The sequence below is a fragment of the Pseudomonas sp. SWRI111 genome, from assembly GCF_014268555.1.
GTDB classification, from domain to species: Bacteria; Pseudomonadota; Gammaproteobacteria; order Pseudomonadales; family Pseudomonadaceae; genus Aquipseudomonas; species Aquipseudomonas hamedanensis.
Window position 1 is genome coordinate 33,614 of sequence record NZ_JABWQQ010000003.1, and the last position, 24,079, is coordinate 57,692.

General features: G+C 59.5%; 16 protein-coding genes and 1 pseudogene. 13 read left to right on the forward strand and 4 right to left on the reverse strand.

The window, feature by feature from the left end:
• Positions 1-12: 12 nt before the first annotated feature.
• Both HU755_RS05715 and HU755_RS05720 read right to left on the reverse strand, forming a co-directional pair.
• Entirely contained in the window at positions 13-1,407 is a 1,395-nt protein-coding gene (locus HU755_RS05715) for a PhoH family protein (RefSeq protein ID WP_186551309.1), read from the reverse strand.
• Positions 1,408-1,744: 337 nt separating this feature from the next.
• Positions 1,745-2,869 (reverse strand): polysaccharide deacetylase family protein, encoded by a 1,125-nt coding sequence (locus HU755_RS05720; RefSeq protein WP_186630888.1) that lies wholly within the window; start codon positions 2,867-2,869, stop codon positions 1,745-1,747.
• A 266-nt stretch (positions 2,870-3,135) separates the two neighbouring features.
• On the opposite strand from HU755_RS05720, the gene yaaA reads away from it, so the two are divergent.
• The 9 genes from yaaA (at position 3,136) to HU755_RS05765 (ending at position 16,044) form a co-directional block, all read left to right on the forward strand.
• The gene (yaaA, locus tag HU755_RS05725) at positions 3,136-3,915 is read left to right on the forward strand and encodes a peroxide stress protein YaaA (protein WP_186630889.1); all 780 of its coding nucleotides are present in this window, start codon (positions 3,136-3,138) and stop codon (positions 3,913-3,915) included.
• 811 nt (positions 3,916-4,726) lie between these two features.
• Positions 4,727-6,043: a nucleotide sugar dehydrogenase gene (locus HU755_RS05730; protein ID WP_186551312.1), complete on the forward strand. Its 1,317-nt coding sequence runs from the start codon at positions 4,727-4,729 to the stop codon at positions 6,041-6,043.
• Between the two features lie 98 nt (positions 6,044-6,141).
• Positions 6,142-7,623, forward strand: a complete 1,482-nt coding sequence (gene alg8, locus HU755_RS05735; protein WP_186551313.1) for a mannuronan synthase — start codon at positions 6,142-6,144, stop codon at positions 7,621-7,623.
• Positions 7,624-7,658: 35 nt separating this feature from the next.
• Complete coding sequence (locus tag HU755_RS05740) at positions 7,659-8,828, forward strand: alginate biosynthesis protein Alg44 (RefSeq protein WP_186618756.1); 1,170 nt, start codon at positions 7,659-7,661, stop codon at positions 8,826-8,828.
• 9 nt (positions 8,829-8,837) lie between these two features.
• The gene (gene algK / locus HU755_RS05745; RefSeq protein ID WP_186630890.1) at positions 8,838-10,343 is read left to right on the forward strand and encodes an alginate biosynthesis TPR repeat lipoprotein AlgK; all 1,506 of its coding nucleotides are present in this window, start codon (positions 8,838-8,840) and stop codon (positions 10,341-10,343) included.
• Positions 10,340-11,821: an alginate export family protein gene (locus HU755_RS05750; RefSeq protein ID WP_186618754.1), complete on the forward strand. Its 1,482-nt coding sequence runs from the start codon at positions 10,340-10,342 to the stop codon at positions 11,819-11,821. Before algK ends, HU755_RS05750 begins: the two co-directional genes overlap by 4 nt.
• 26 nt (positions 11,822-11,847) lie before the next feature.
• Positions 11,848-13,434 (forward strand): mannuronan 5-epimerase AlgG, encoded by a 1,587-nt coding sequence (algG, locus tag HU755_RS05755; RefSeq protein WP_186630891.1) that lies wholly within the window; start codon positions 11,848-11,850, stop codon positions 13,432-13,434.
• A 10-nt stretch (positions 13,435-13,444) separates the two neighbouring features.
• Positions 13,445-14,911, forward strand: coding sequence for an alginate O-acetyltransferase (locus tag HU755_RS05760; RefSeq protein WP_186630892.1), 1,467 nt, complete (start codon positions 13,445-13,447; stop codon positions 14,909-14,911).
• A gap of 8 nt (positions 14,912-14,919) precedes the next feature.
• A complete protein-coding gene (locus HU755_RS05765) occupies positions 14,920-16,044 on the forward strand; it encodes a mannuronate-specific alginate lyase (protein ID WP_186630893.1) in 1,125 nt (374 codons plus the stop codon).
• Positions 16,045-16,056: 12 nt separating this feature from the next.
• Here the strand turns inward: HU755_RS05765 and HU755_RS27420 are convergent.
• Positions 16,057-16,173, reverse strand: a pseudogene (locus HU755_RS27420) (DUF4381 domain-containing protein); the annotation flags it as partial.
• A gap of 84 nt (positions 16,174-16,257) precedes the next feature.
• Here HU755_RS27420 and HU755_RS05770 point away from each other — a divergent pair.
• From HU755_RS05770 to HU755_RS05785, 4 genes are all read left to right on the forward strand, one after another.
• Entirely contained in the window at positions 16,258-17,823 is a 1,566-nt protein-coding gene (locus tag HU755_RS05770; RefSeq protein WP_186630894.1) for an MBOAT family protein, read from the forward strand.
• 10 nt (positions 17,824-17,833) lie between these two features.
• Entirely contained in the window at positions 17,834-19,006 is a 1,173-nt protein-coding gene (locus tag HU755_RS05775) for an alginate O-acetyltransferase (RefSeq protein WP_186551321.1), read from the forward strand.
• Positions 19,007-19,020: 14 nt separating this feature from the next.
• A complete protein-coding gene (locus HU755_RS05780; RefSeq protein ID WP_186630895.1) occupies positions 19,021-19,677 on the forward strand; it encodes an alginate O-acetyltransferase AlgF in 657 nt (218 codons plus the stop codon).
• Between the two features lie 155 nt (positions 19,678-19,832).
• Positions 19,833-21,284: a mannose-1-phosphate guanylyltransferase/mannose-6-phosphate isomerase gene (locus HU755_RS05785; protein ID WP_186551323.1), complete on the forward strand. Its 1,452-nt coding sequence runs from the start codon at positions 19,833-19,835 to the stop codon at positions 21,282-21,284.
• Positions 21,285-21,362: 78 nt separating this feature from the next.
• On the opposite strand, the gene HU755_RS05790 is transcribed toward HU755_RS05785, so the two are convergent.
• Positions 21,363-24,068 carry an RHS repeat domain-containing protein gene (locus tag HU755_RS05790; RefSeq protein WP_186630896.1) on the reverse strand — a complete coding sequence of 902 codons (2,706 nt, stop codon included), beginning with the start codon at positions 24,066-24,068 and terminating at the stop codon, positions 21,363-21,365.
• Positions 24,069-24,079: the final 11 nt, after the last annotated feature.

Sequence of the window (24,079 nt, forward strand, 5' to 3'; positions counted from 1 at the left end):
TTGTGGGATGGGTTACAAATGTGATTCGGCGTATTCGGCCAGGATCGAGCGCGGCACCCCTTGCAGGGTGATGTGCACACCGTTGGGGAAATCCTTGAAGCGTTCGGTCAGGTAGGTCAGCCCGGAACTGGTCGCGGACAGGTAAGGGGTGTCGATCTGCGCCAGGTTGCCCAGGCACACCACTTTGGAACCGGCGCCGGCGCGGGTGATGATGGTTTTCATCTGGTGCGGCGTGAGGTTCTGGCATTCGTCGATCAGGATCAGGCTCTGCTGGAAGCTGCGACCGCGAATGTAGTTAAGCGATTTGAACTGCAACGGCACTTTGCTGAGGATGTAGTCGACGCTGCCATGGGTGTTCTCGTCATCCATGTGCAAGGCTTCGAGGTTGTCGGTGATGGCGCCCAGCCACGGCTCCATTTTTTCCGCTTCAGTACCGGGCAGGAAGCCGATTTCCTGGTCCAGGCCCTGCACGCTGCGGGTGGCGATGATGCGCCGATAGCGCTTGCTGACCATGGTCTGCTCGATAGCCGCGGCCAGCGCCAGAATGGTTTTACCGGAACCTGCGGCGCCGGACAGGTTGACCAGATGAATGTCCGGATCGAGCAGCGCGTACAACGCCAGACTCTGATAGATGTCGCGCGGCTTGAGCCCCCAGGCCTCTTGATGCAGCAGCGGTTCCTGGTGCAGGTCGAGGATCAGCAGCTTGTCTTGCTGAATTTCCTTGATCCAGCCGACGAAGCCTTGTTCGTCGATGATGAACTCGTTGATGTGCACCGCCGGCAAGTTGTCGATCAGTTGCACCTGATGCCAGGTGCGGCCGTGGTCCTGACGGGTTTCGACCTTGCTCACGCGGTCCCAGAAAGAGCCGGTCATGTTGTGATAGCCGTTGGGCAACAGGGACACGTCGTCGACCAATTGGTCGGTGCTGTAGTCCTCGGCATCGATGCCACAGGCACGCGCCTTCAGACGCATGTTGATGTCTTTGGTGACCAGCACCACGGGCTTTTTCGGATCGCGGCTGTGCAGGTCGATCAACTGGTTGATGATTTTGTTGTCGTTCAGGTGCTCGGGCAGAATCAGGTTCGATTCGGCTTGCTTGCTCATCAGAATTGACAGCAAGCCCTTTGGCCCACCCTTGCCGCGCTGGATCGGCACACCCAGTTCGACGTCTTCCGGGGACGCATCGCCCAGGGTCTTGTCGATCAGCCGGATGGCCTGACGGCATTCAGCGGCCACGCTGTGATGCCCGCTTTTGAGCTTGTCCAGCTCTTCAAGCACGGTCATCGGAATCGCGACGTGGTGTTCTTCAAAGTTAAGCAGGGCGTTTGGATCGTGAATCAATACGTTGGTATCGAGTACATAAAGGATTGGCTGGTTGGAGGAAGGGCTACGTCCGTGATCATCCATACTCGGTCACCTTTGTCAGAGCCAGTAGACGCAATACCTGAGCGGTGCTGCGCCTCGAAGTGACTGCCGAACTCCCACCTGCGGAGATTCAAGTGACTGCAAACAAACGGGTCTTGGAAGACGCCACCTGTGTTGCAGGTTTCGGCGGTCTGTCTTGGTAATACTCCAAAACCCATGACATAAAAAAGTACTTTGACGGTTTTTTTAAGTTTATTTTGCAGAGTGACGAAAAGCCCTTGGCGGACTCCCCAGACCCCGCTAAAGTCGGAAGTCCGCCTGCATCGAATCTTCCGAAAAAATCAGCCAAAGCCCAACGTTTCCGGGCCTTTTCCGTTTTTCAGCGAAACCCGTCCTGACAGTCTTCCCAACCGATGCCGCTCTGCGCGGTTTGCGAGAGCAGCCACGGCAACGAAGTCTTCACCGCGTCCTGTTTCAAGTTGAAACTGATCACCCCGTGGCGCCACAACAGCATCAGCGTCAGTACCCGTTGCGCACTCGCTGCGCCCTTGAGTTTGCCGGCGCTGTCCTGGGCATCGATGTCCCACAGCGCTACATGCAGGCCCTGTGCGTTGAAGAAACCCTGAGCATCGCTGCGTCGCTGTCCTTCCGGCGGACGGAACAGCGGCACGTAGTTTTCCGGCAATTTGTTTTTCACCAGATCGGCGCTGCGGCGCACCGAGTCCTGCCAGTCCTGCCAGTGGCTGTGAGAACGAAACTCCCAGCCCTGCACGCCGACGCATTGCTGTGAAAACATCGCCTGCAGGCTGCTGACCGAACGATCGCTCAGGCGCGCCTGAATATCCTTGCCCAGTACAAAGAACGTACCGCTCAGGTTCGACTTGCGCAGGTATTCGGTGAGCCAGCCGGTGTTGTCCGGTTGCACATTGGCGGCGCTGTCGAAGGTCAGCAAAAACAAGCGGTCGTGCATGTCATCGCCATTGCGCTCGTAGTCGCCGAAACGATCGATTTCGCTGCTGGTCTGCGGGAACAGCGCGGCCTTGCGCAGCAGCTCGTCCAGGTAGTGCAAATGGAAGATCCGGCTCGGCTCCGCCCACTGGGTGTAATAACTGTCGTCACTGACCACGAACTTCGCGGCCTGCGCGCGCAGAGTAGGCAGGTCTTCGACGAGGAAGCAGAAGGAAGCGTCCTGATCACAACTTTGCTGGGCATGGTTGTAATTGGCCAACAGACGCTGCCAGAGGCGCAGGCGCAACTGATTGACCGCATCGATATTGACCGTGCGCAAGCCCAGGCGCTGGGCCAGGGCCGCCTCGTCGAGCGCCTCGCTGCCCAGCAGGCCGCGGGCGAACATCAGAATTTCCGCTCGCGACGCAACGTCGAACAGGGTCGGATTGCCGAGCGCCTCCGGCCAGGTGCTGCGGTCCAGCGTCGCCACATCACCTGGCGCCGCGACGGCACCGGCGCTCAGCAGCCACGCGGTGAATAAAAGAACAATGCGCAAAGGGATGTCTCCATAACAAAACCCGCGCGGCACTATAGCTGATAAGCCATCGATTCCCGCAGCCAGACGAATCCATTGTGGGAGGGGGCTTGCTCCCGAATGCGGTGGGTCATCAGCAAACGAATAGCCTGACACGCCCCCTTCGGGAGCAAGCCCCCTCCCACACTGGGAAATCTGTTGAGCCGTCGATCAGCTATGGACTTGATAGCTGGAGTCAACCCGGCCAACCCCCTAGAATCGCCCCCACGATTAAAGGAGACGACTTCATGCTGATGGTGATTTCCCCCGCCAAGACCCTCGATTACGAAACACCGCCGGCGACCCAGCGCTTTACCCAGCCGCAGTACCTCGACCATTCCCAGGAGCTGATCCAGCAACTGCGCGAACTGAGCCCGGCGCAAATCAGCGAGCTGATGCACGTATCCGACAAGATCGGCGGCCTCAACGCCGCGCGTTTCGGCAGCTGGACGCCGGCGTTCACCCCGGAGAACGCCAAGCAGGCACTGCTGGCATTCAAGGGCGACGTTTACACCGGTCTCGATGCGCAATCATTCAGCGAAGCCGAGTTCGATTACGCGCAGAAACACCTGCGCATGCTTTCAGGTCTCTATGGCCTGTTGCGCCCGCTTGACCTGATGCAGCCTTATCGTCTGGAGATGGGCACCAAACTGGCCAATGCACGCGGCAAGGATCTGTACGCGTTCTGGGGCACGCGCATCAGCGAATGGCTCAATGAAGCGCTGGCCGATCAAGGCGACGATGTCCTGCTCAACCTTGCTTCCAACGAATACTTTTCAGCGGTCAAGCGTAGCGCCTTGAACGCGCGGATCATCAACACCGAGTTCAAGGACCAGAAGAACGGCCAGTACAAGATCATCAGCTTCTACGCGAAAAAGGCCCGCGGCTTGATGAGCCGTTTCGTGATTCAGGAAAAAATCAACGATCCGGCCAAACTCAAGCAGTTCGACATGCAGGGTTATCGCTACAGCGCCGAACAGTCGAAACCCGACAATCTGGTGTTTCTGCGCGACCACGCCCCCGAATAAAGCATGCCGTTTGCACGACTCTTTTCAGCAAGAGTCGTGCACCGCGCACGATCTCAAAAATTCCCCGCCGCATTTCGCCAGTTTAATGGCGCCAAAAAAACATCCCTGTTTTTTCTAAGATTAGTTTCACTCGACACTCGTCAGTTTTTTCAGTAGTGGCACCTAAATTTTTTTCAGGTAGTGGCACAAAACTATCTAGCGCATTTTAAGGCCCGAAACTAAAGGGCGAAAGCGAGCGTGCTATCAATTTGAAAGCAGTGCCATCTTTCCCAATATTTCAAAAAATTTCAGTTGGCACGATGAGCGGACAGGAACTATGTCCAAATGCGTAGCTCATACCACCGGTAACGATTCTCGGCGAGTATGTACGAGATAACTTACGCGGAGCAGATAGCCATGTAACCAAGTTGCCACAGCAACTTGACTACGTGACTAACGGGTCTCAAAACGAAACGATGGACAGGAGATACGCACCATTGATATCCCCTACAAAGGCCATGGTCGCACCCCTTTAAATGTGCTCGCCTGAGCACTGAACCGCTTGATTTACAGGGATTTTCATCCCCGCATCAAGCGTGCAAGACGATTGCACAAGAGTCTTCCGAAAAGAAGATCCGCTGCATAACAGGGCAAGTCATAACTATAAGGCCTGGTTGCGCACATCTTGAGTGCACTTATTTAGACACTCGAAACTTAGTATGCCTGCACACGGCATTGTGGCGCCTGTAAGCCACAGTTTCGGGTGCACTAGTGTCCGCTGAACACCATTAACTCCGGCCTCTTTGGCCTGATATATACAGAGGTAATTGCGATGCGCATCAGCATATTTGGTTTGGGTTACGTTGGCGCAGTATGTGCCGGTTGCCTGTCTGCACGGGGCCATGACGTAGTTGGCGTCGATGTTGCCAAAGACAAGATCGACATGATCAACGCCGGTAAATCGCCGATTGTTGAACCGGGCCTGGGAGAACTTCTGCAACAAGGAATCCAGACCGGTCGTCTGCGCGGTACGACCAACTTCGCCGAGGCGATTCGTGATACCGACCTGTCGATGATTTGCGTCGGCACGCCGAGCAAAAAGAACGGCGACCTGGAACTGAATTACATCGAAGCGGTATGCCGCGAGATCGGTTTCGTCCTGCGTGAAAAAACCACTCGCCACACCATCGTCGTGCGCAGCACCGTCCTGCCGGGCACCGTGGCCAACGTGGTCATCCCGATTCTCGAAGACTGCTCGGGCAAAAAAGCCGGCGTCGACTTCGGCGTTGCGGTCAACCCTGAGTTCCTGCGTGAATCCACCGCCATCGCCGACTACGACCAGCCGCCGATGACTGTGATCGGTGAGTTCGACACCGCGTCGGGCGACGTTCTGCAATCGCTGTACGAAGAGCTCGACGCGCCGATCATCCGCAAGGACATCGCCGTTGCCGAGATGATCAAGTACACCTGCAACGTCTGGCACGCCACCAAAGTGACCTTCGCCAACGAGATCGGCAACATCGCCAAAGCGGTCGGCGTCGATGGCCGTGAAGTGATGGAAGTGGTCTGCCAGGACAAGACGCTGAACCTGTCCCAGTACTACATGCGCCCGGGCTTCGCCTTCGGCGGTTCGTGCCTGCCAAAAGACGTGCGCGCCCTGACCTACCGCGCCGGTTCCCTGGACGTCGAAGCGCCGCTGCTCAACTCGCTGATGCGCAGTAACGAATCGCAAGTGCAGAACGCCTTCGACATCGTTGAAAGCCATGAAAAACGCAAAGTCGCCCTGCTCGGCCTGAGCTTCAAGGCCGGCACCGACGACCTGCGCGAAAGCCCGCTGGTGGAACTGGCCGAAATGCTGATCGGCAAAGGCTACGACCTGAGCATCTACGACAGCAACGTCGAGTACGCCCGTGTCCACGGTGCGAACAAGGACTACATCGAATCGAAGATTCCGCACGTGTCGTCCTTGCTCAATTCGGATTTCGACTCGGTGATCGACAACTCCGACGTGATCATCCTCGGCAACCGCGACGAGAAATTCCGTGCGCTGGCCCAGGAAGCGCCGCAGGGCAAGCAGGTCATCGACCTGGTGGGCTTCATGTCCAAGGCCACCAGCGCCGGTAGCCGCACCGAAGGTATCTGCTGGTAAAGCAGCCCTGAGCGACAAGCCTCGAGCTGCAAGCCAAAGCGTTTCGCTTGCAGCTTGCAGCTCGCGGCTTGAAGCCTTCCCACCTTCGGATGACGGTTATGACCAAGCTCAAACATTTTTTTCTGCAATCAGCCGGCTGGCTTTTTTATCTCAGTCTGCTGATGGGCCTGGCCTTGATGCTGCCCACGTCCACATTCGACGCCGAGTCGAAGGACTTCATTTTCCTGATTGGCGCCGTGGGAATCTGGCGCTACTCGATGGGTGCTACGCACTTTGTGCGCGGCATGATTTTTCTTTACATCGTTTACCCGCACCTGCGCCGCAAAGTGCGCAAGCTGGGTAAAGCGGCCGACCCGTCGCATGTGTTTCTGATGGTCACCAGTTTTCGTATCGACGCGCTGACCACAGCGCAGGTCTACAGCTCGGTGATCCGCGAAGCCATCGACTGCGAACTGCCGACCACCATTGTCTGCTCGATCGTGGAAATGTCCGACGAGTTGCTGGTCAAGGCGCTGTGGGCGCGGATGAATCCGCCGGAGCGGGTCAAGCTCGACTTCGTGCGCATTCCCGGCACCGGCAAGCGCGATGGTCTGGCCTTCGGTTTCCGCGCCATCTCCCGCCACCTGCCGGACGACCGTGCCGTGGTGGCCGTGATCGACGGCGACACCGTGCTCGGCGAAGGCGTCGTGCGCAAGACCGTGCCGTGGTTCCAGCTGTTCGGCAACGTCGGTGGCCTGACCACCAACGAATTCTGCGAAGTGCGCGGCGGCTACATCATGAGCGAATGGCACAAGCTGCGTTTCGCCCAGCGCCACATCAACATGTGCTCGATGGCCCTGTCCAAGCGCGTGCTGACCATGACCGGTCGTATGTCGGTGTTCAAAGCGTCCGTAGTGACCAACCCGGAATTCATCGCCGACGTCGAAAGCGACTCGCTGCAGCACTGGCGTCTGGGCCGCTTCAAGTTCCTCACCGGCGACGACAAGTCGAGCTGGTTCAGCCTGATGCGCCTGGGCTACGACACCTTTTACGTGCCGGACGCGGCGATCAACACGGTTGAACACCCGCCGGAAAAGAGCTTCATCAAGGCCAGTCGCAAGCTGATGTTCCGCTGGTACGGCAACAACCTGCGCCAGAACTCGCGCGCGCTGGGCCTGGGTATCCGCCGTCTCGGTGCGTTCACTTCGGTGGTGCTGTTTGATCAGCGCGTGTCGATGTGGACCTCGCTGCTCGGCCTGACCGTGGCAATCATCGCCAGCTTCAAGTACGGCACCGCGTTCATCCTGGTGTACCTGCTGTGGATCGGCATCACGCGGCTGATTCTGACGCTGCTGTTGTCGTGCTCCGGTCACCGCATCGGCCCGGCTTATCCGGCGATTCTGTATTACAACCAGATCGTTGGCGCGCTGGTGAAGATCTACGTGTTCTTCCGTCTCGACCAACAGTCCTGGACTCGCCAACCGACCGCCCTGACCCGTGATCTCGCCAGCTTTCAACGTTGGTTCAACACCTGGTCGTCTCGGACCATGACCTTCTCCGCCGGCAGCATTTTTGTCGCCGTGTTGCTGATGATGGTCTGAACCGCCCCTATTGAATTAACAAGGAAATCGCCCCTATGAATACCGCCGTCAACGTCAACGTAGTGCATGAATCCGAAGCCCAGCGCCAACACGCCCGGGTCAAAATCCCGGCCAAGCTGCGCTTTTTCGGTCCTGACCGCACGCCGGTCGAAGCTCGGGTCATCGACCTGTCTGCCGGTGGTCTGGCGTTCAACGCCGGACAGCTGCAGTTGACGGTCGGCCAGGTGTACAAGGCGCGCCTGCAATTTGTCATCGACAACCTCGGCATCGCCATGGACGTCGAGCTGCAAGTGCGCTCCTTCGATCGCCAGACCGGCCGCACCGGTTGCCAGTTCCAGAACCTGGAGCCGCAGGACATTTCCACCCTGCGCCACCTGATCACTTCGCACCTGGCCGGCGACATCGTCAGCATCGGCGAAGTACTGGCGACCCTGCAGCGCGACAACTTCACCAAGGCGCGCAAGAACAAGGACAGCGGCAATGGCATGACCGCGTTCGGACGCCTGAAAGCGGTGACCTTCAGCGCCGGCATTTTCGCCGTCGGTCTGGTGGCGGCCGGTTTCATTTTCAAGTCGGTGTACGGCATGTACTTCGTCAGCCACGCCCAGGCCGGTCTGGTCAGCGTGCCGGGCATGAACATCACCATGCCCCGCGACGGCACCGTGCAGAGCCTGATCAAGTCGGACGGCGTCGCCGCCAAAGGCGCCCCGCTGGCAACCTTCAGCACCAGCATGCTCGACGTCCTCAAGGGGCATCTGGCGGAAGATCAACTGGCCCCGGCCAAGGTTGAAGAACTGTTCGGCAAACAAATGACCGGCACCCTGACCTCGCCGTGCGACTGCACCGTGGCCCAGCAACTGGTGGCTGACGGTCAGTACGCGAGCAAGGGCGACGTGATCTTCCAACTGGTGCCGCGCAACACCCAGGCCACCGTCGATGCGCGCTTCTCCTATCGCCAGTTCGGCGACGTGCGTCCGGGCACCCCGGTGAGCTTCCAGATCGCCGGCGAAGACAAGACCCGCACCGGCAAGATCGTCAGCAGCACCAGCCTGAAGAGCGCCGACCTGTCTTCCGACATCCGTGTGCAGATTCAGCCTGACGAGCCGCTGGACAGCAGCTTCGCCGGCCGCCCGGTGGAAGTGAACAGCGACCGTGGCCCGAACCTGAACTGGCTGATCGACAAAGCCATGGCTGCCGGTCTTTAAGTCGAGGACATGCCTGTGACTACTCATAACTTGAACACACCGCCGACCCTGTGGGAGCGAGCCTGCTCGCGAAAGGATCGCCGTGGTGTGTCTGATGTACCGAGTCGCTTGCATCGCGAGCAGGCTCACTCCTACATCGGGACGGTGTGTGCCTTGGCATTGGCTGTGAGTCTGGCCGGTTGCGCCGGTCTGCCCGACCAGCGTCTGGCCAACGAAGCGCTCAAGCGTGGCGACACCGCCACCGCGGCGCAGAACTACCAGCAACTGGCTGATCTGGGTTACAGCGAAGCGCAAGTCGGCCTGGCCGATATCCAGGTCGACAGCCGCGACCCGGCGCAGATGAAACAGGCCGAAGCGACTTACCGCGCCGCCGCCAGTGTTTCGCCGCGCGCCCAGGCCCGTCTCGGTCGCTTGCTCGTGGCCAAACCGGGCGCCACCGAAGCCGAGCACCACGAAGCCGAAACCCTGCTGAAAAAAGCTGCCGCCAACGGCGAAGGCAATACGTTGATCCCGCTGGCGATGCTCTATTTGCAGTACCCGCACAGCTTCCCCAACGTCAACGCCCAGCAGCAAATCGATCAGTGGCGCAAGGCCGGTTACCCGGAAGCCGGTCTGGCCCAAGTGCTGCTGTATCGCACCCAGGGCACTTACGATCAGCATCTGGATGACGTGGAAAAAATCTGCAAGGCCGCGCTCGCCACCACCGACATCTGCTATGTCGAACTGGCCACGGTCTATCAGAAACGCGGCCAACCCGAGCAACAGGCCGAGCTGATCAAGCAGATGCAGGCCGGTTACAGCCGTGGCGCCGTCACCGCGCAACGGGTCGATTCCGTGGCCCGCGTGCTGGCTGATTCGACCCTGGGCAAGACCGACGAGAAAACCGCGCAGTCGCTGCTCGAGCCGATCGCTCCGGGCTACCCGGCGTCATGGGTCACCCTTGCGCAACTGCTCTACGACTTCCCCGAACTGGGCGATGTCGACCAGATGATGAAGTACCTGGACAACGGCCGTGCCGCCGATCAGCCCCGCGCCGAGCTGTTGCTGGGCAAGGTTTACTACGAAGGCAAAGTGGTTCCGGCAGATGCCAAAGTCGCCGAGGAACATTTCCAGAAAGCCGTTGGCCGTGAGGTCGCTGCCGACTATTACCTCGGCCAGATCTACCGCCGTGGTTACCTGGGCAAGGTCTATCCGCAGAAGGCCCTTGATCATCTGCTGACGGCTGCGCGCAACGGCCAGAACAGCGCCGATTTCGCCATCGCCCAGCTGTTTTCCCAAGGCAAGGGCACCAGGCCCGACCCGCTGAACGCCTACGTGTTCAGCCAATTGGCCAAGGCGCAAAACACCCCGCAAGCCGATGAACTGGCGGCCACGCTTGAGGCGCAATTGCCGCCCGAGCGCCTGCCCGAAGCCCGCCGCCTGCTGCAACAAGAGCAAGCCAGCCGCGGCGCCCTGAACCCGAACACGCTGCAACTGCACGCCCTGCAAGAAGAAGACGGCGAGGAAAAATTATGAAGTTGAATCCATTTGTGAAGGCTGGCATTGGCCTCACGTTCGCGCTGATCTGGTCTTGCCCGACACTCGCCGCGATGACTGAAAGCAAGAACTTCGGCCTGGAAGTGAAACTCACCGGCCAGTCCGAAGACGACCGCGACCTCGGCACCGCCCGTGGCGGCGACGTCAATGGCGTCGGCCTCGACCTGCGTCCGTGGGTCTACGGCGAAAGCGGCGCGTGGAGCGCCTACGCCATGGGCCAGGCCGTGACCTCGACCGACATCATCGAGACCGACACCCTGCAACAATCCGACGGTGCGCAAGCCACCGACAGCGGTGATCGCGAAACCAAGAAAAACTACCTGGCGATGCGCGAGTTCTGGGTCGGCTACAGCGGCTTCACGCCCTACCCCGGCGAGATCCTCAAGTTCGGTCGCCAGCGCCTGCGCAATGACGACGGCCAATGGCGCGACACCAACATCGAAGCGCTGAACTGGACCTTCGATACCACCCTGCTGCGTGCCAACGCCGGTGTCGCCGAGCGCTTCAGCGAATACCGCACCGACCTCAAAGAACTGGCGCCCAAAGACAAGGATCGTCTGCACGCCTACGCCGATGCGGCCTATCAGTGGACGCCGGGCCAGTGGGTCGGCATTCGTGGTCATCACACCCACGATGACGGCAAACTCGATTACGCCGAGCCGGGCGTCCCACGCGACTCGCTGGACAAGACCGAGAACGGCGACATCAGCTGGATCGGTCTGACCGCCGACAGCGACGCCTACAACTGGCGCAACACCAACACCGTCAACTACTGGGGCAGCATCACCGGCATGAGCGGCGACCGCGACACGGTCAACGCGCTGAACGCCGATGGCAGCCGCCCTGCACAGGCCAAACGCAGTGATGACATCAGCGGCTGGGCGGCCGATGTCGGTGTGCGTCTGCGCCTCGATCCGCAATGGCAAGTCGGCGGTGCCTATGCCCGTGCCAGTGCCGATTACGAACAGAACGGTCTGGAGAGCAACCGCTCCAACTACACCGGCACCCGTTCGCGCGTGCACCGTTTCGGCGAAGCGTTCCGTGGCGAAATGAACAACATGCAGACCGCCACCCTGTTCGGTTCGTGGATGGTCAACGACGAATACGACGCCAGCCTGATCTACCACAAGTTCTGGCGTGTCGACGGCAACAAGCCGGTGGGCAGCAACGGCATCAACGCCGTGGAAAACAACACCGACGACGTCACCGGCGCGATCCTCTCCAGCACCTCGCTGCCGCTTGAAGACGGCAACAAGGACCTGGGTCAGGAGATGGACCTGGTGGTCACCAAGTACTTCAAGCAAGGCCTGTTGCCGGCGGCGTTGAGCCAGTCGATCGACGAGCCTTCGGCGCTGGTGCGCTTCCGTGGCGGTGTGTTCAAACCGGGCGATGCCTATGGCAGCCAGGTGGATTCGTACATGCACCGTGCGTTCATCGACGTGATCTGGCGCTTCTGATGCGAGCCGCCAAGGGAGTGCCCGACATGATCAGCACCCGGACAGGCTCACTCAGCCTGCTGGCCGGCGCGATGCTGCTGGCCAGCGCTGGCGCCTTCGCCAACGTTGAGGCCGCTGCGCCTCAACCAGGCAAGCCCGCGACCATGACCAAAGAGCTGCAGCAGGCCAAGACTTACACGGTCAGCAGTGCACCGACCGAAGCGCTGGAACTGGCCAAGCCGAAACTGCCCGACCTGTCGGGCTACACCGCCGAGGCCGCGGCCGCGAAGATCGTGCGCAGCAAAGCGGGCAAGATCAGCGTGCGCCGGATGATGCAGGAAAACGCCCTGAAGGACTTTATCGGCGGCGATAACAAGATGGCCGAGTGGGTGGTGCGTCAGCACGGCATCCCACAGGCGATCTTCATCGACGACGGCTACATGAACCTCAAGGATCTGGCGAAAAAACTGCCCAAGCAGTATTTCAGCGAGACCTCGCCGGGCGTGTACCTGGCCCGACTGCCGATCGTGGTCGGCGAGAAAGGCATCCTCGACATCGACGGTCAGACTCAGGAACTGCGCCTCTCGCAAGAGGCCGGTGCGTTCCTGGTCAACGACGGCCAGCTGTTTGTGCGTGACACCAAAGTCACTGGCTGGCGCGAGAAGGACAACGGCCCGGCAACCTTCCGTTCGCCGAAGGAATTCCGCCCGTTCCTGCTCGCCTGGGGCGGCACGCAGACCTACATCGTCAACAGCAAGATGGCCAGCTTCGGCTACGCCAACAGTAAGTCGTACGGGGTGAGTATTTCCCAGTACACGCCGAACATGGCCAAGGTCCTCAAGCGTCCCGAGCCGACCGGCTGGATCGTCGGCTCCGAGTTCTCGGACATGTGGTACGGCTTCTACTGCTACGAGACCCGCGACTTCGTGGTCAAGGGCAGCACCTACAAAGACAACATCGTCTACGGCATCGACCCGCACGACCGTTCGCACGGTCTGATCATTGCCGAGAACACCGTTTACGGCACGAAGAAGAAGCACGGGATCATTATTTCCCGTGAGGTCAACGACAGTTTCATCTTCAACAACAAGAGTTTCGACAACAAGTTGTCGGGCCTGGTGATCGACCGTAACAGCGTCAACAACATCATTGCCTACAACGAGATCTACAAGAACCACACCGACGGCATCACCCTTTACGAGTCCGCCGACAACCTGCTGTGGGGCAACAAGGTCATCAGCAACCAGCGCCACGGCATCCGTATTCGTAACAGCGTGAACATCCGCCTCTACGAAAACATTGCCATGGCCAACGGCCTGACCGGTGTCTACGGCCACATCAAGGACCTGACCGACACCGACCGTGACATCAAGCTCGACCCGTTCGATGCCCAAGTGTCGCTGATCGTCGTCGGCGGTGAACTGGCGGCCAATGGCAGCGGCCCGCTGTCGATCGACTCGCCGTTGAGTGTCGAGCTGTATCGCGTATCGATGCTGGCGCCGACCAAATCCAGCGGCATCAGCTTTAACGGCATCCTCGGCGAGCGCCAGGATGAAATTCTCGACCTGCTGGTGCGCCAGCAGAAAGCCGTGCTGATCGACCCTGTCGAACGCCAGACCGAAATGCAGGACTGAGGATAATTTTATGCACCCACACATGATCAAACTGCTCAGCCTCTCGGCCCTGACCCTTGGCATTCTCGCCGCCGGCAATGCGCGCGCCGACGCTGGCGGGGCAACTGCCGCGCCACCGAAATTCACCGCCGAGCCATGCTGCAACCTGTGCCCGGCGGCCCATGACGCGAAGAACTACACCACGCGTTATCAGCAGAACTTCACCACCCTGGTGCAGGCGCAAGGCGACTGGCTGTTCCGTACCCAGGAAGACCTGCGCACCGAGTTCAACACCACTCCGGCCGGCTACAAGCGCCTGCAACAGCTGCACGATGCGTTCAAGAGCAAAGGCGTCGAGCTGGTGATTGTCTACCAGCCGACCCGTGGCCTGGTGAACCGCAACAAGCTCAACCCGCAGGAGAAAGCCGCGTTCGATTACGACAAAGCGCTGAGCAACTACAAGACCATGCTCGGCCGTTTCGCCCAGATGGGTTACGTGGTGCCGGACCTGTCGCCGCTGACCAACGAATCGCTGCCGGAGACCCTGCCCGCTCACGATTTCTACTTCCGCGGCGACCAGCACTGGACGCCATACGGGGCCCAGCGCACGGCGAAAATCGTCGCCGAGAAGGTCAAGCAGATCCCGGCCTTCGCCGACATTCCCAAGCGTGAATTCGAGACCAAGCGCTCCGGGCGCATGGGCAAGACCGGCACCCTGCACAACATGGCCGGGCAACTGTGCGGCACCAGCTACGCGATCCAGTACATGGACCAGTTCACCACCGAGCCGAAAGGCGAGGCAGGCGACGGCGACCTGTTCGGCGATTCCGGCAATCCGCAGATCACCCTGGTCGGCACCTCGCACAGTGGCAAGAACTACAACTTCGCCGGGTTCCTCGAAGAAGCCATCGGTGCCGACATTCTCAACGTTGCGTTCCCCGGTGGCGGTTTCGAAGGTTCGATGTTGCAGTACCTGGGCAGCGAGGAATTCCAGAAAACCCCGCCGAAGATTCTCATATGGGAATTCTCGCCGCTGTATCGCCTCGACCAGGAAACCATCTATCGCCAGATGATGGCGCTGCTCGATAACGGCTGCGAAGGCAAAGATGCACAGATGTCCGGCAGCGCCACGCTGAAGCCGGGCAGCAAACAGGAACTGATGGTCAACAGCAAAAACCTCAACCTGCAGAACGGCAACCATCAGGTCGACATCCGCTTCGCCGACACGTCGGTGAAAACCCTGCAAGCCACCCTCTGGTACATGAACGGTCGCCACGAGGACATCAAGATCGAGAAACCGGAAACCTCCGACACCGACGGTCGTTTCGCCTTTGAGCTGCGCACGGACGAAGACTGGGCCTCGCAAAACCTGCTCGCCGTTGAAGTCCAGGGGCCTGAAGCCAAGCCCGGCGCCGCGCCACAGAAAGTCGAAGCGAAAATCTGCAAACGCAACGTATTCCCGGGCGCCGGTCAACAAACCGCGCAGCTCGGGCAATGAGGTCTGCTATGCGAAATCGAACGATCAAACACCTGCTTGCGCCATCCCTGCTGACCCTGGCGATGTTCGCCGGGGCCACCCAGGCCGCCGCGCCACTGCGTCCACCGCAGGGCTACTTTGCACCGGTGGATAAATTCAAGACCGGCGACAAGAGCGAAGGCTGCGACGCGATGCCGACGCCCTACACCGGTCCGCTGCAATTTCGCAGCAAGTACGAAGGTTCGGACAAGGCACGCGCAACGCTGAACGTGCAGTCGGAAAAAGCCTTCCGCGACACCACCAAGGACATCACTACGCTGGAGCGCGGCACCGCCAAGCGCGTCATGCAATTCATGCGCGACGGTCGCCCGGAGCAGCTCGACTGCACGCTCGACTGGCTGACCGCGTGGGCCAAGGCCGATGCGTTGATGTCGAAAGACTTCAACCACACCGGCAAGTCGATGCGCAAATGGGCGCTGGGCAGCATGGCGTCCTCGTACCTTCACCTGAAGTTCTCCGACTCGCATCCACTGGCCGAGCATCAGCAGCAAGCGCAGCTGATCGAGGCCTGGTTCAGCAAAATGGCCGATCAGGTGGTCAGCGACTGGGACAACCTGCCGCTGGAAAAAACCAACAACCACTCGTACTGGGCCGCCTGGTCGGTGATGGCGACTGCCGTCGCAACCAATCGCCGCGACCTGTTTGACTGGGCTGTGAAGGAATACAAGGTCGGCGTCAATCAAGTCGATGCCGACGGCTACCTGCCCAACGAACTCAAGCGTCAGCAACGCGCCCTCGCCTATCACAATTACGCCCTGCCGCCGCTGGCGATGATCGCCAGTTTCGCCCAGGTCAACGGTGTGGATTTGCGTCAGGAAAACAACGGCGCGCTCAAGCGTCTGGGTGATCGGGTGTTGTCGGGGGTGAAAGACCCGGACGCGTTCGAAGAGAAAAACGGCAAGAAACAGGACATGACCGATCTCAAAGAGGACATGAAATTCGCCTGGCTCGAACCGTACTGCACCCTCTACACCTGTGCGCCGGATGTGATTGAGAAGAAGCGCGACATGCAACCGTTCAAGACCTTCCGCCTCGGCGGCGACCTGACCAAGGTCTACGACCCGGCGCATGAAAAGGGCAACAAAGGCTCGTAAGACTGAACGCAAAACCTGTGGGAGCGAGCCTGCTCGCGAATACGGTCTGACATCCAAAAGTGATGTCGACTGACACGACGCTTTCGCGAGCAGGCTCGCTCCCACAGGGGTCAGTGTCAGGTTTGAGATTTGTGAGTTAGCCCTCCGGTTTTTCGTGGGGGGTTTGGGGGGGCTTTGGCCCTTGACTGTTGATTCAAACATGGAGAGATCGGGATGGTATTTTCATCCAACGTGTTCCTGTTTCTGTTCTTGCCGATCTTTCTCGGCTTGTACTACTTGAGCGGGCAACGCTATCGCAATCTGCTGCTGCTGATCGCCAGCTACGTGTTCTACGCCTGGTGGCGGGTGGACTTCCTCGCGCTGTTCGCAGCCGTCACGCTGTGGAACTACTGGATCGGCCTGAAAGTCGGTGCCGCCGGTGTCAGAACCAAACCGGCGCAGCGCTGGCTGCTGCTCGGCGTGGCGGTCGACCTGTGCATCCTCGGCTACTTCAAGTACGCCAACTTCGGTGTCGACAGCATCAACGCGATGATGACGTCGGTGGGTCTTGAGCCGTTCATCCTCACCCATGTGCTGCTGCCGATCGGTATTTCGTTCTACATCTTCGAATCGATCAGCTACATCATCGACGTGTACCGTGGCGATACTCCGGCCACGCGTAACCTGATCGACTTCGCGGCATTCGTGGCGATCTTCCCGCACCTGATTGCCGGTCCGGTTCTGCGTTTCCGCGATCTGGCCGACCAGTTCAACAACCGCACGCACACCCTCGACAAGTTCTCCGAGGGCTGCACGCGGTTCATGCAGGGTTTCATCAAGAAAGTTTTCATCGCCGACACCCTCGCCGTGGTCGCCGACCACTGCTTCGCCCTGCAGAACCCGACCACGGGCGATGCCTGGCTTGGCGCGCTGGCGTACACCGCGCAGCTGTATTTCGACTTCTCCGGTTACAGCGACATGGCCATCGGCCTGGGCTTGATGATGGGTTTCCGCTTCATGGAAAACTTCAAGCAGCCGTACATCAGCCAGTCGATCACCGAGTTCTGGCGCCGCTGGCACATCAGCCTGTCGACCTGGCTGCGTGACTACCTCTACATCACCCTCGGCGGTAACCGTAAAGGCACGCTGATGACCTATCGCAACCTGTTCCTGACCATGCTGCTCGGTGGTCTGTGGCACGGCGCGAACATCACTTACATCATCTGGGGCGCCTGGCACGGCATGTGGCTGGCAATCGAGAAAGCGCTGGGGCTGAACACCTCGCCGCGCAGCCTCAACCCGATCCGCTGGGCGCTGACTTTCCTGCTGGTGGTGATGGGCTGGGTGATCTTCCGTGCCGAGAACCTGCACGTTGCCGGCCGCATGTACGGCGCAATGTTCAGCTTCGGCGACTGGTCGCTGTCGGAACTCAATCAGGCCAGCCTCACCGGTCTGCAAGTGGCGACCCTGGTGGTGGCTTACGTGACGCTGGCGTTCTTCGGCCTGCGTGACCTCTACACCAATCAGCCGCCCGCCAAGACCAAACCCGACGTCAACGTCGAGGCCGATGGCCCTGCCACCGCGACCCCGGGAATGATCAAGGCAGCCCCCGGCGAAAACCCGGCGGCCATCCACGAGCCTGGCTACACCGTTGGCGTCGAAGCCCAGGTGCAGCCGGCCTACTGGACCGCTGACTGGTCGCGCTATGTGATGCGCGGGCTGATCCTGCTGCTGTTCATCGCCTCGATTCTCAAACTCTCGGCGCAAAGCTTCTCGCCGTTCCTTTACTTCCAGTTCTGAGGGATCTGACATGACCCGCTCATTACGCATCTTCTACATCGCCCTGTTCCTGGTGACGCTGTTGGTCCTGGGTCTGTGGTCGATTCGCAGCTTCTTCGGCTTCAGCACCAACGCCGACGCGACGGTGCTCAACGGCCGCTGGACCAAGGCTGTGGAGACCCACTATGACGAGGAATTCCCGATCAAGCGTCTGGGCACCAACCTCTGGGCCGCGCTGGATTTCAAACTGTTCAACGAAGGCCGTCCGGGCGTCGTGCTCGGTCGCGACCAGTGGCTGTACAGCGATGAAGAATTCAACCCGATCGTCAATGAAGAGCTGAACCTGCAAGGCAACTACGCGCTGGTCGAAGGCGTGCGCCAGACCCTGAAAGAGAAAGGCGTGAAACTGGTGATGGCGATCGTGCCGGCCAAGGTGCGTCTGTATCCGGAGCATCTGGATGAAGTGAAGCCTTCGAGCATTCACCAGAACCTCTATCAGGACTTCCACGCCCGCGTCGCGGCCGACAAGATCCTCGCCCCTGACCTGCTCGGCCCGTTGCAACAGGCCAAGCAGAACGGCCAGCAAGTGTTCCTGCGCACCGACACCCACTGGACTCCAGAAGGCGCCGAAATCGCGGCCAATGCCTTGGCGAAAACCATCGCCGAGCAATCCCCGCTGAGCGGCGAGCCGCAGCGCTTCGTCACCACCCCGGCGGAGAAAGTCACGCACAAGGGCGATCTGCGTCTGTTCCTGCCGCTCGATCCGCTGTTCGAAAACATGATGCCGGCGCCTGAGCCGCTGCTGAAACGCAACACCGTTGCCGCCGAGCAACCTGCCGGTGACGACGCCCTGTTCGCCAACAGCGAAGTGCCGGTGGCGCTGATCGGCACCAGCTACAGCGCCAACCCCAACTGGAATTTCGTCGGAGCGCTGAAACAGGCGCTGCACAGCGACGTCGTCAACTACGCCGAAGACGGCCACGGCCCGATTCTGCCAATGCTCAGCTACCTGAAAAGCGATGACTTCAAGAACAGCCCGCCGCAAGTGCTGATCTGGGAGTTTCCTGAACGATATCTGCCTGTGAACAACGAAATCGGCGACGCCGACCCGCAGTGGGTCGCAGAGCTTAAACAAGCCGGCGCCCGCCAACAAAACGTAGCCATCAACACTAAATCCGAGACGCCCGATCGGGCGCAAAACTGAAAGAGAGGTACACCATGACTTTCACTACAACTCCTCGTCGTCTCGCTAAAAGCTTCGCACTGGTTGCTGGCCTCAGCGTGCTTTCCGTCCCAGCCTTCGCCGGCGGCGACGCCGCGCTGTACGGCCCGACCGCACCGAAAGGCTCGACCTTCGTGCGCATCTACAACGCCAGCAACACTGAAGTCAGCGCCACGGTCGGCAGCACCAGCCTGAGCGACGTTGCGCCATTGGCCAGCAGCGACTTCAGCTTCATGCCGGGCGGCGATTACAGCGCCAAGGTCGGTAGCCAGACCCTGCCGGTGAAACTCGCCGGTGATCACTACTACACCCTGGTCAACAACGCTTCCGGCGCGCCGCAACTGATCGAAGAACCGCCCTTCAAGAACAAGCAGAAATCCCTGGTGCGCGTGCAGAACCTCAGCGACAAACCACTGACCCTGAAAACCGCCGACGGCAAGACCGAAGTGGTGCCGAACGTCGCTGCCAAGGGCCGTGGCGAACGTGAAATCAACCCGGTGAAAGTCAGCCTGGCGCTGTACGAAGGCGACAAGAAAGTCGGCGACGTGAAACCGGTCGCCCTGGAGCGCGGTGAAGCAGCGGTGCTGTACGTCACCGGCACCGGCAGCAACCTGTCGCCAGTCTGGGTGAAACGCCCGGTGTCGACGCGCTAACCCTTTTCCCGAACTGACGCAGTACCCCTTGTGGGAGCGGGCTTGCTCGCGAATACGGTCTGACATGCAACATCAATGTCGACTGAGCCATCGCCTTCGCGAGCAGGCTCGCTCCCACAGGGCTCTAACCAAATCGATTTTATGGAGTAAACATTATGATTCCGGTGATCTTGTCAGGTGGTAGCGGTTCGCGTCTGTGGCCTCTTTCGCGCAAGCAGTTCCCCAAGCAATTTCTCGCCCTGACCGGCGAACACACGCTGTTCCAGCAAACCCTCGAGCGCCTGGTGTTCGAAGGCATGGACACCCCGATCGTGGTCTGCAACAAGGATCACCGTTTTATCGTCAACGAGCAGTTGGCCAACCGCAATCTGGAATGCCAGCGCATCCTGATGGAGCCGTTCGGGCGCAACACCGCGCCGGCCGTGGCGCTGACCGCGATGATGCTGGTCAATGAAGGTCGCGACGAGTTGATGCTGGTGCTGCCGGCCGACCATGTGCTGGAAGACCAGAAAGCCCTGCAACGCGCCCTCGCCCTGGCCACCGTCGCTGCCGAGAACGGCGAAATGGTGCTGTTCGGCGTGCCGGCAACCAAACCGGAAACCGGCTATGGCTACATCAAGTCCACTGCCGATTCGCTGCTGCCTGAAGGCGTCAGCCGGGTCGCGCACTTCGTGGAGAAGCCGGACGTCAAACGTGCCACCGAATACGTCGAATCCGGTGGCTACTACTGGAACAGCGGCATGTTCCTGTTCCGCGCCAGCCGCTTCCTCGAAGAGCTGAAAAAACACGATCCGGATATCTACGACACCTGCCTGCTGACCCTTGAGCGCAGCCAGCAGGACGCCGACACCATCACCTTCGACGAAGCCACCTTCGCTTGCTGCCCGGACAATTCCATCGACTACTCGGTGATGGAAAAAACCCAGCGCGCCTGCGTCGTGCCGCTGACTGCCGGCTGGAGCGATGTCGGTTGCTGGTCGTCGCTGTGGGAAGTCAACGAGAAAGACGCCAACGGCAACGTCAGCAAAGGCGATGTGGTGATCCAGGACAGCAAGAACTGCATGATCCACGGCAACGGCAAACTGGTGTCGGTGATCGGCCTGGAAAACATCGTCGTGGTCGAAACCAAGGACGCGATGATGATTGCCCACAAGGACAAGGTCCAGGGCGTCAAGCAGATGGTCAACACCCTCAACGCCCAGGGCCGCAGCGAAACCCAGAACCACTGCGAAGTCTATCGTCCGTGGGGTTCCTACGACTCGGTGGACATGGGCGGGCGTTTCCAGGTCAAGCACATCTCGGTCAAACCGGGCGCGTGCCTGTCGCTGCAGATGCACCATCACCGCGCCGAACACTGGATCGTGGTCAGCGGCACCGCCGAAGTGACCTGCGACGACAACGTGTTTCTGCTCTGTGAAAACCAGTCGACCTACATCCCGATCGCCTCGGTGCATCGCCTGCGCAACCCGGGCAAGATCCCGCTGGAAATCATCGAAGTGCAATCGGGCAGCTACCTGGGCGAAGACGATATCGAACGCTTCGAAGATATCTACGGCCGTTCCACCCCGATCGAACGCGGCGTGTCGGTGAAAACCATCGCGCAGTAATCGCTCGCTGAAACAAGAAGCCCTCGTCCAGCCCGTTGCGTCCCCTATCCGCAGCGGGTTGGGCGGGGGCTTTTTTACTTAGCGCATCGGCCAATACACCTGTGTTTGCGTAGTAAATCTCTTGGGATCCTCAGGGTCGAAATCCGGGGCTTTGAAAATATTCCCTTCCCCTCTCTTTTTATAAAAGTCATCTGCCCGAAAGACATCCCCCCCTTCAAAATCCGGAGTTGGAAAAGAATGCGGATCCTTGGGGTCGGCCGGAATCATTGGCACAAAGTCCGATATGAATGTATCCGAGAGGTCCATGCCCGCTTGTTGCAGAAACTGTAACGTGTGAATTTTCTGCTCCATGTGGGGCTTATAATGACCGCTCTTATTTTCGATGAATGCTATGCGTCCCTCATAAAGTGTCATCAGACCTGCATCCAGAACTCTGCCGCCACCAAAAGCACTGCTGTGGTGGACTTTATTATCCTGCCTTCTGAAAATCACAAGCTGTTTGTCATGCGGTGCTTCTTCGCTCCAGCCCAGTACATAATTCATTTGCGAATATTTCCAATTATCCGCGTTGGTCTTTTTGGGTGTTTCTCCCGTCAGAACCTTTCCTCGATGGATGAACTCGGCCGAAGAAGTTAAAAGGCTTGTTTCGCCTGAAGGCGAGGTTGCATATATACGCTTATCCTTTATCGAAACGGTGTGGGCCGCACGTTCTTCTCGCGACATATAATGCACCCCTTGATACTGGCGAGAGGCCGGCCGTGTGCGTGACGGGTCTGAGATATTCTCAGCGACAAACTCAGCCCGACGCTTTATGCCCAACATGGGATGGACCAAGGCAGCGGGTCGCGTTTCGGGAAGCAGTACGTCACGGACGTGTCGCCATCTTTCACCGACCAGTCCTTCAGCATCCACTTTGCTGGCTGGGTTATTCGTAACCATTGCGAAAAAATTCAATCCATCCACCGCTCCGGCAGGATCCGGATTCAGCCATCGCTGCCATTCAGGCAGGTAATAGCGAAACCCATAGTAATAAAGCCCCGTTGCATCCCGCTCCTTGCCCGAATAGCGCACCGTTTTATAACTGACTTGCACGGCATCGCCGTCCACCCACGCGGTGCCGCCAAACGGGTAATAGGCTTCCCGCGAGATGATCTTGGCGTCCTGATCGAGCTCCAGCGTGATTGAACCCAGATGATCCGTCAGGCTGAAACGTTGTTGATTGTTGGCAAGCTGCTCCGGCCTTTTCGTCACCCAGTGCAACACTCGTACACTCCCGCGCCCGGTCTGCACGTCAATCACCTGCATGTTTTCACCCGTGCCGCTATGGGTGCGTATTTCCAGACCTGGCAAGTAAAGAGTTTCGATGAAATTGGTTTGCGATTTGCTCAGCAATGAACGGAGCTTGCGCACGCGTTTGCCTGCGGCGTCGTAGCTATAGCATTCGTTATCGTCAGCTCGCTCCGCTCTGTCATTGCGCACGACTGTGCGCACTTCGCTGAGTTGGTTTCGCAGGTTCCAATACAGTGCTTGTCCCGGTTGCAGACTGAGCAGATTGCCATTGCCGTCGAAACCGTTCCGAAAGTCTTCTTCGCTCGGTTCCACGCCTTCGCGTACGGGCAAACAGCGGTTGCTGCGGACATCGGCGACCAGCCGGTGGCCGGGGCTTTGCGCTCCGACGTGGGTCAGTTCAAGGAGATTGTTACCTTCGTCATAGCGGTAGGTCTGGCAGTAATTGGCCAGACTGTCCGAGCGCTCGGACAGAGGGCCGTGAGTGGACGTCAGCGCCTCAAACCCGGTCGCCTTAATCAGTTGCGACTGCGTGTCGTAGACAAAACGGCGAGTCGGCTCGATACGCTGATTGGCGAAATAACGGATCGGCAGCGCCGCTTCTTCGATGCTCAGCACATTGCCGAGCGCATCGTACTCGAAACGCTGGTCCTGCACCGGTGCCTGCTGGCCGAGCCGGGACAGCAACCGTCGCAGCCGGCCGTTTTCAGCGTCGTATTCAAGAAGGGTCACTACGCCGTTACCCGCCACCTGTGTCTCAACCTGACCGGCAGCGTTGCGGGCAATGGCGCCGACCATCGGCAACCACTGCGTGGTTCCACCCAAACGTAAATCCACGGCGGCCAACTCGCCGTCCAGCGAATGACTGAATCGCTGCTCGTTAGCCTGGGCATCGGTTTGCGACTGCACATTGCCCAGCGGACTCATGCGCATGCGGCTGACGAAACCGGCAGTCGCCCCTGCGGTGAGACGGCGTTCCTGCTCCAACACCGCGCCGGTCAATCCGTAATCGTTGAACAGTAACGTGCCCGCCGGATCCTCGTGGCGGATCAAGCGTCCACATTGGTTGCGTTCACTTAACGCTGCATCGCCATAGGCAAGCTGCTCAGTGATTGCTCCATTTTCGGTAATCGCAACCGGTCTCATCTGGTCGTCATACTCAAGCTTGCGCCAGGTGCCGCGGCCATCCCACTCCTCCAGCAACTGGCCACTCTCGCCCCATAAGCCGACACGCCATCCGGCATCGACCGAGAGTCTGCCCGTAACCTTCGCAGACAACGAGTTCACCGTGACCACATTCGGCTGCACTGCCTGCGCGAACCGTGGGTCCCACTGCGCAGTCATTCGACCGAGCGAATCATGGGCCACGCGATTGATCCGCGCCTGCGCGGGACGGCTGTCCTGACGCCAATAATCCACGGCACGAATCGTCAAGCGGCGTGGGTCGAAGGCTGTTACCTGTGGCGTAAGGCAATGAATGAGCATGGCTTGCGGCATTGTTGAGAGCT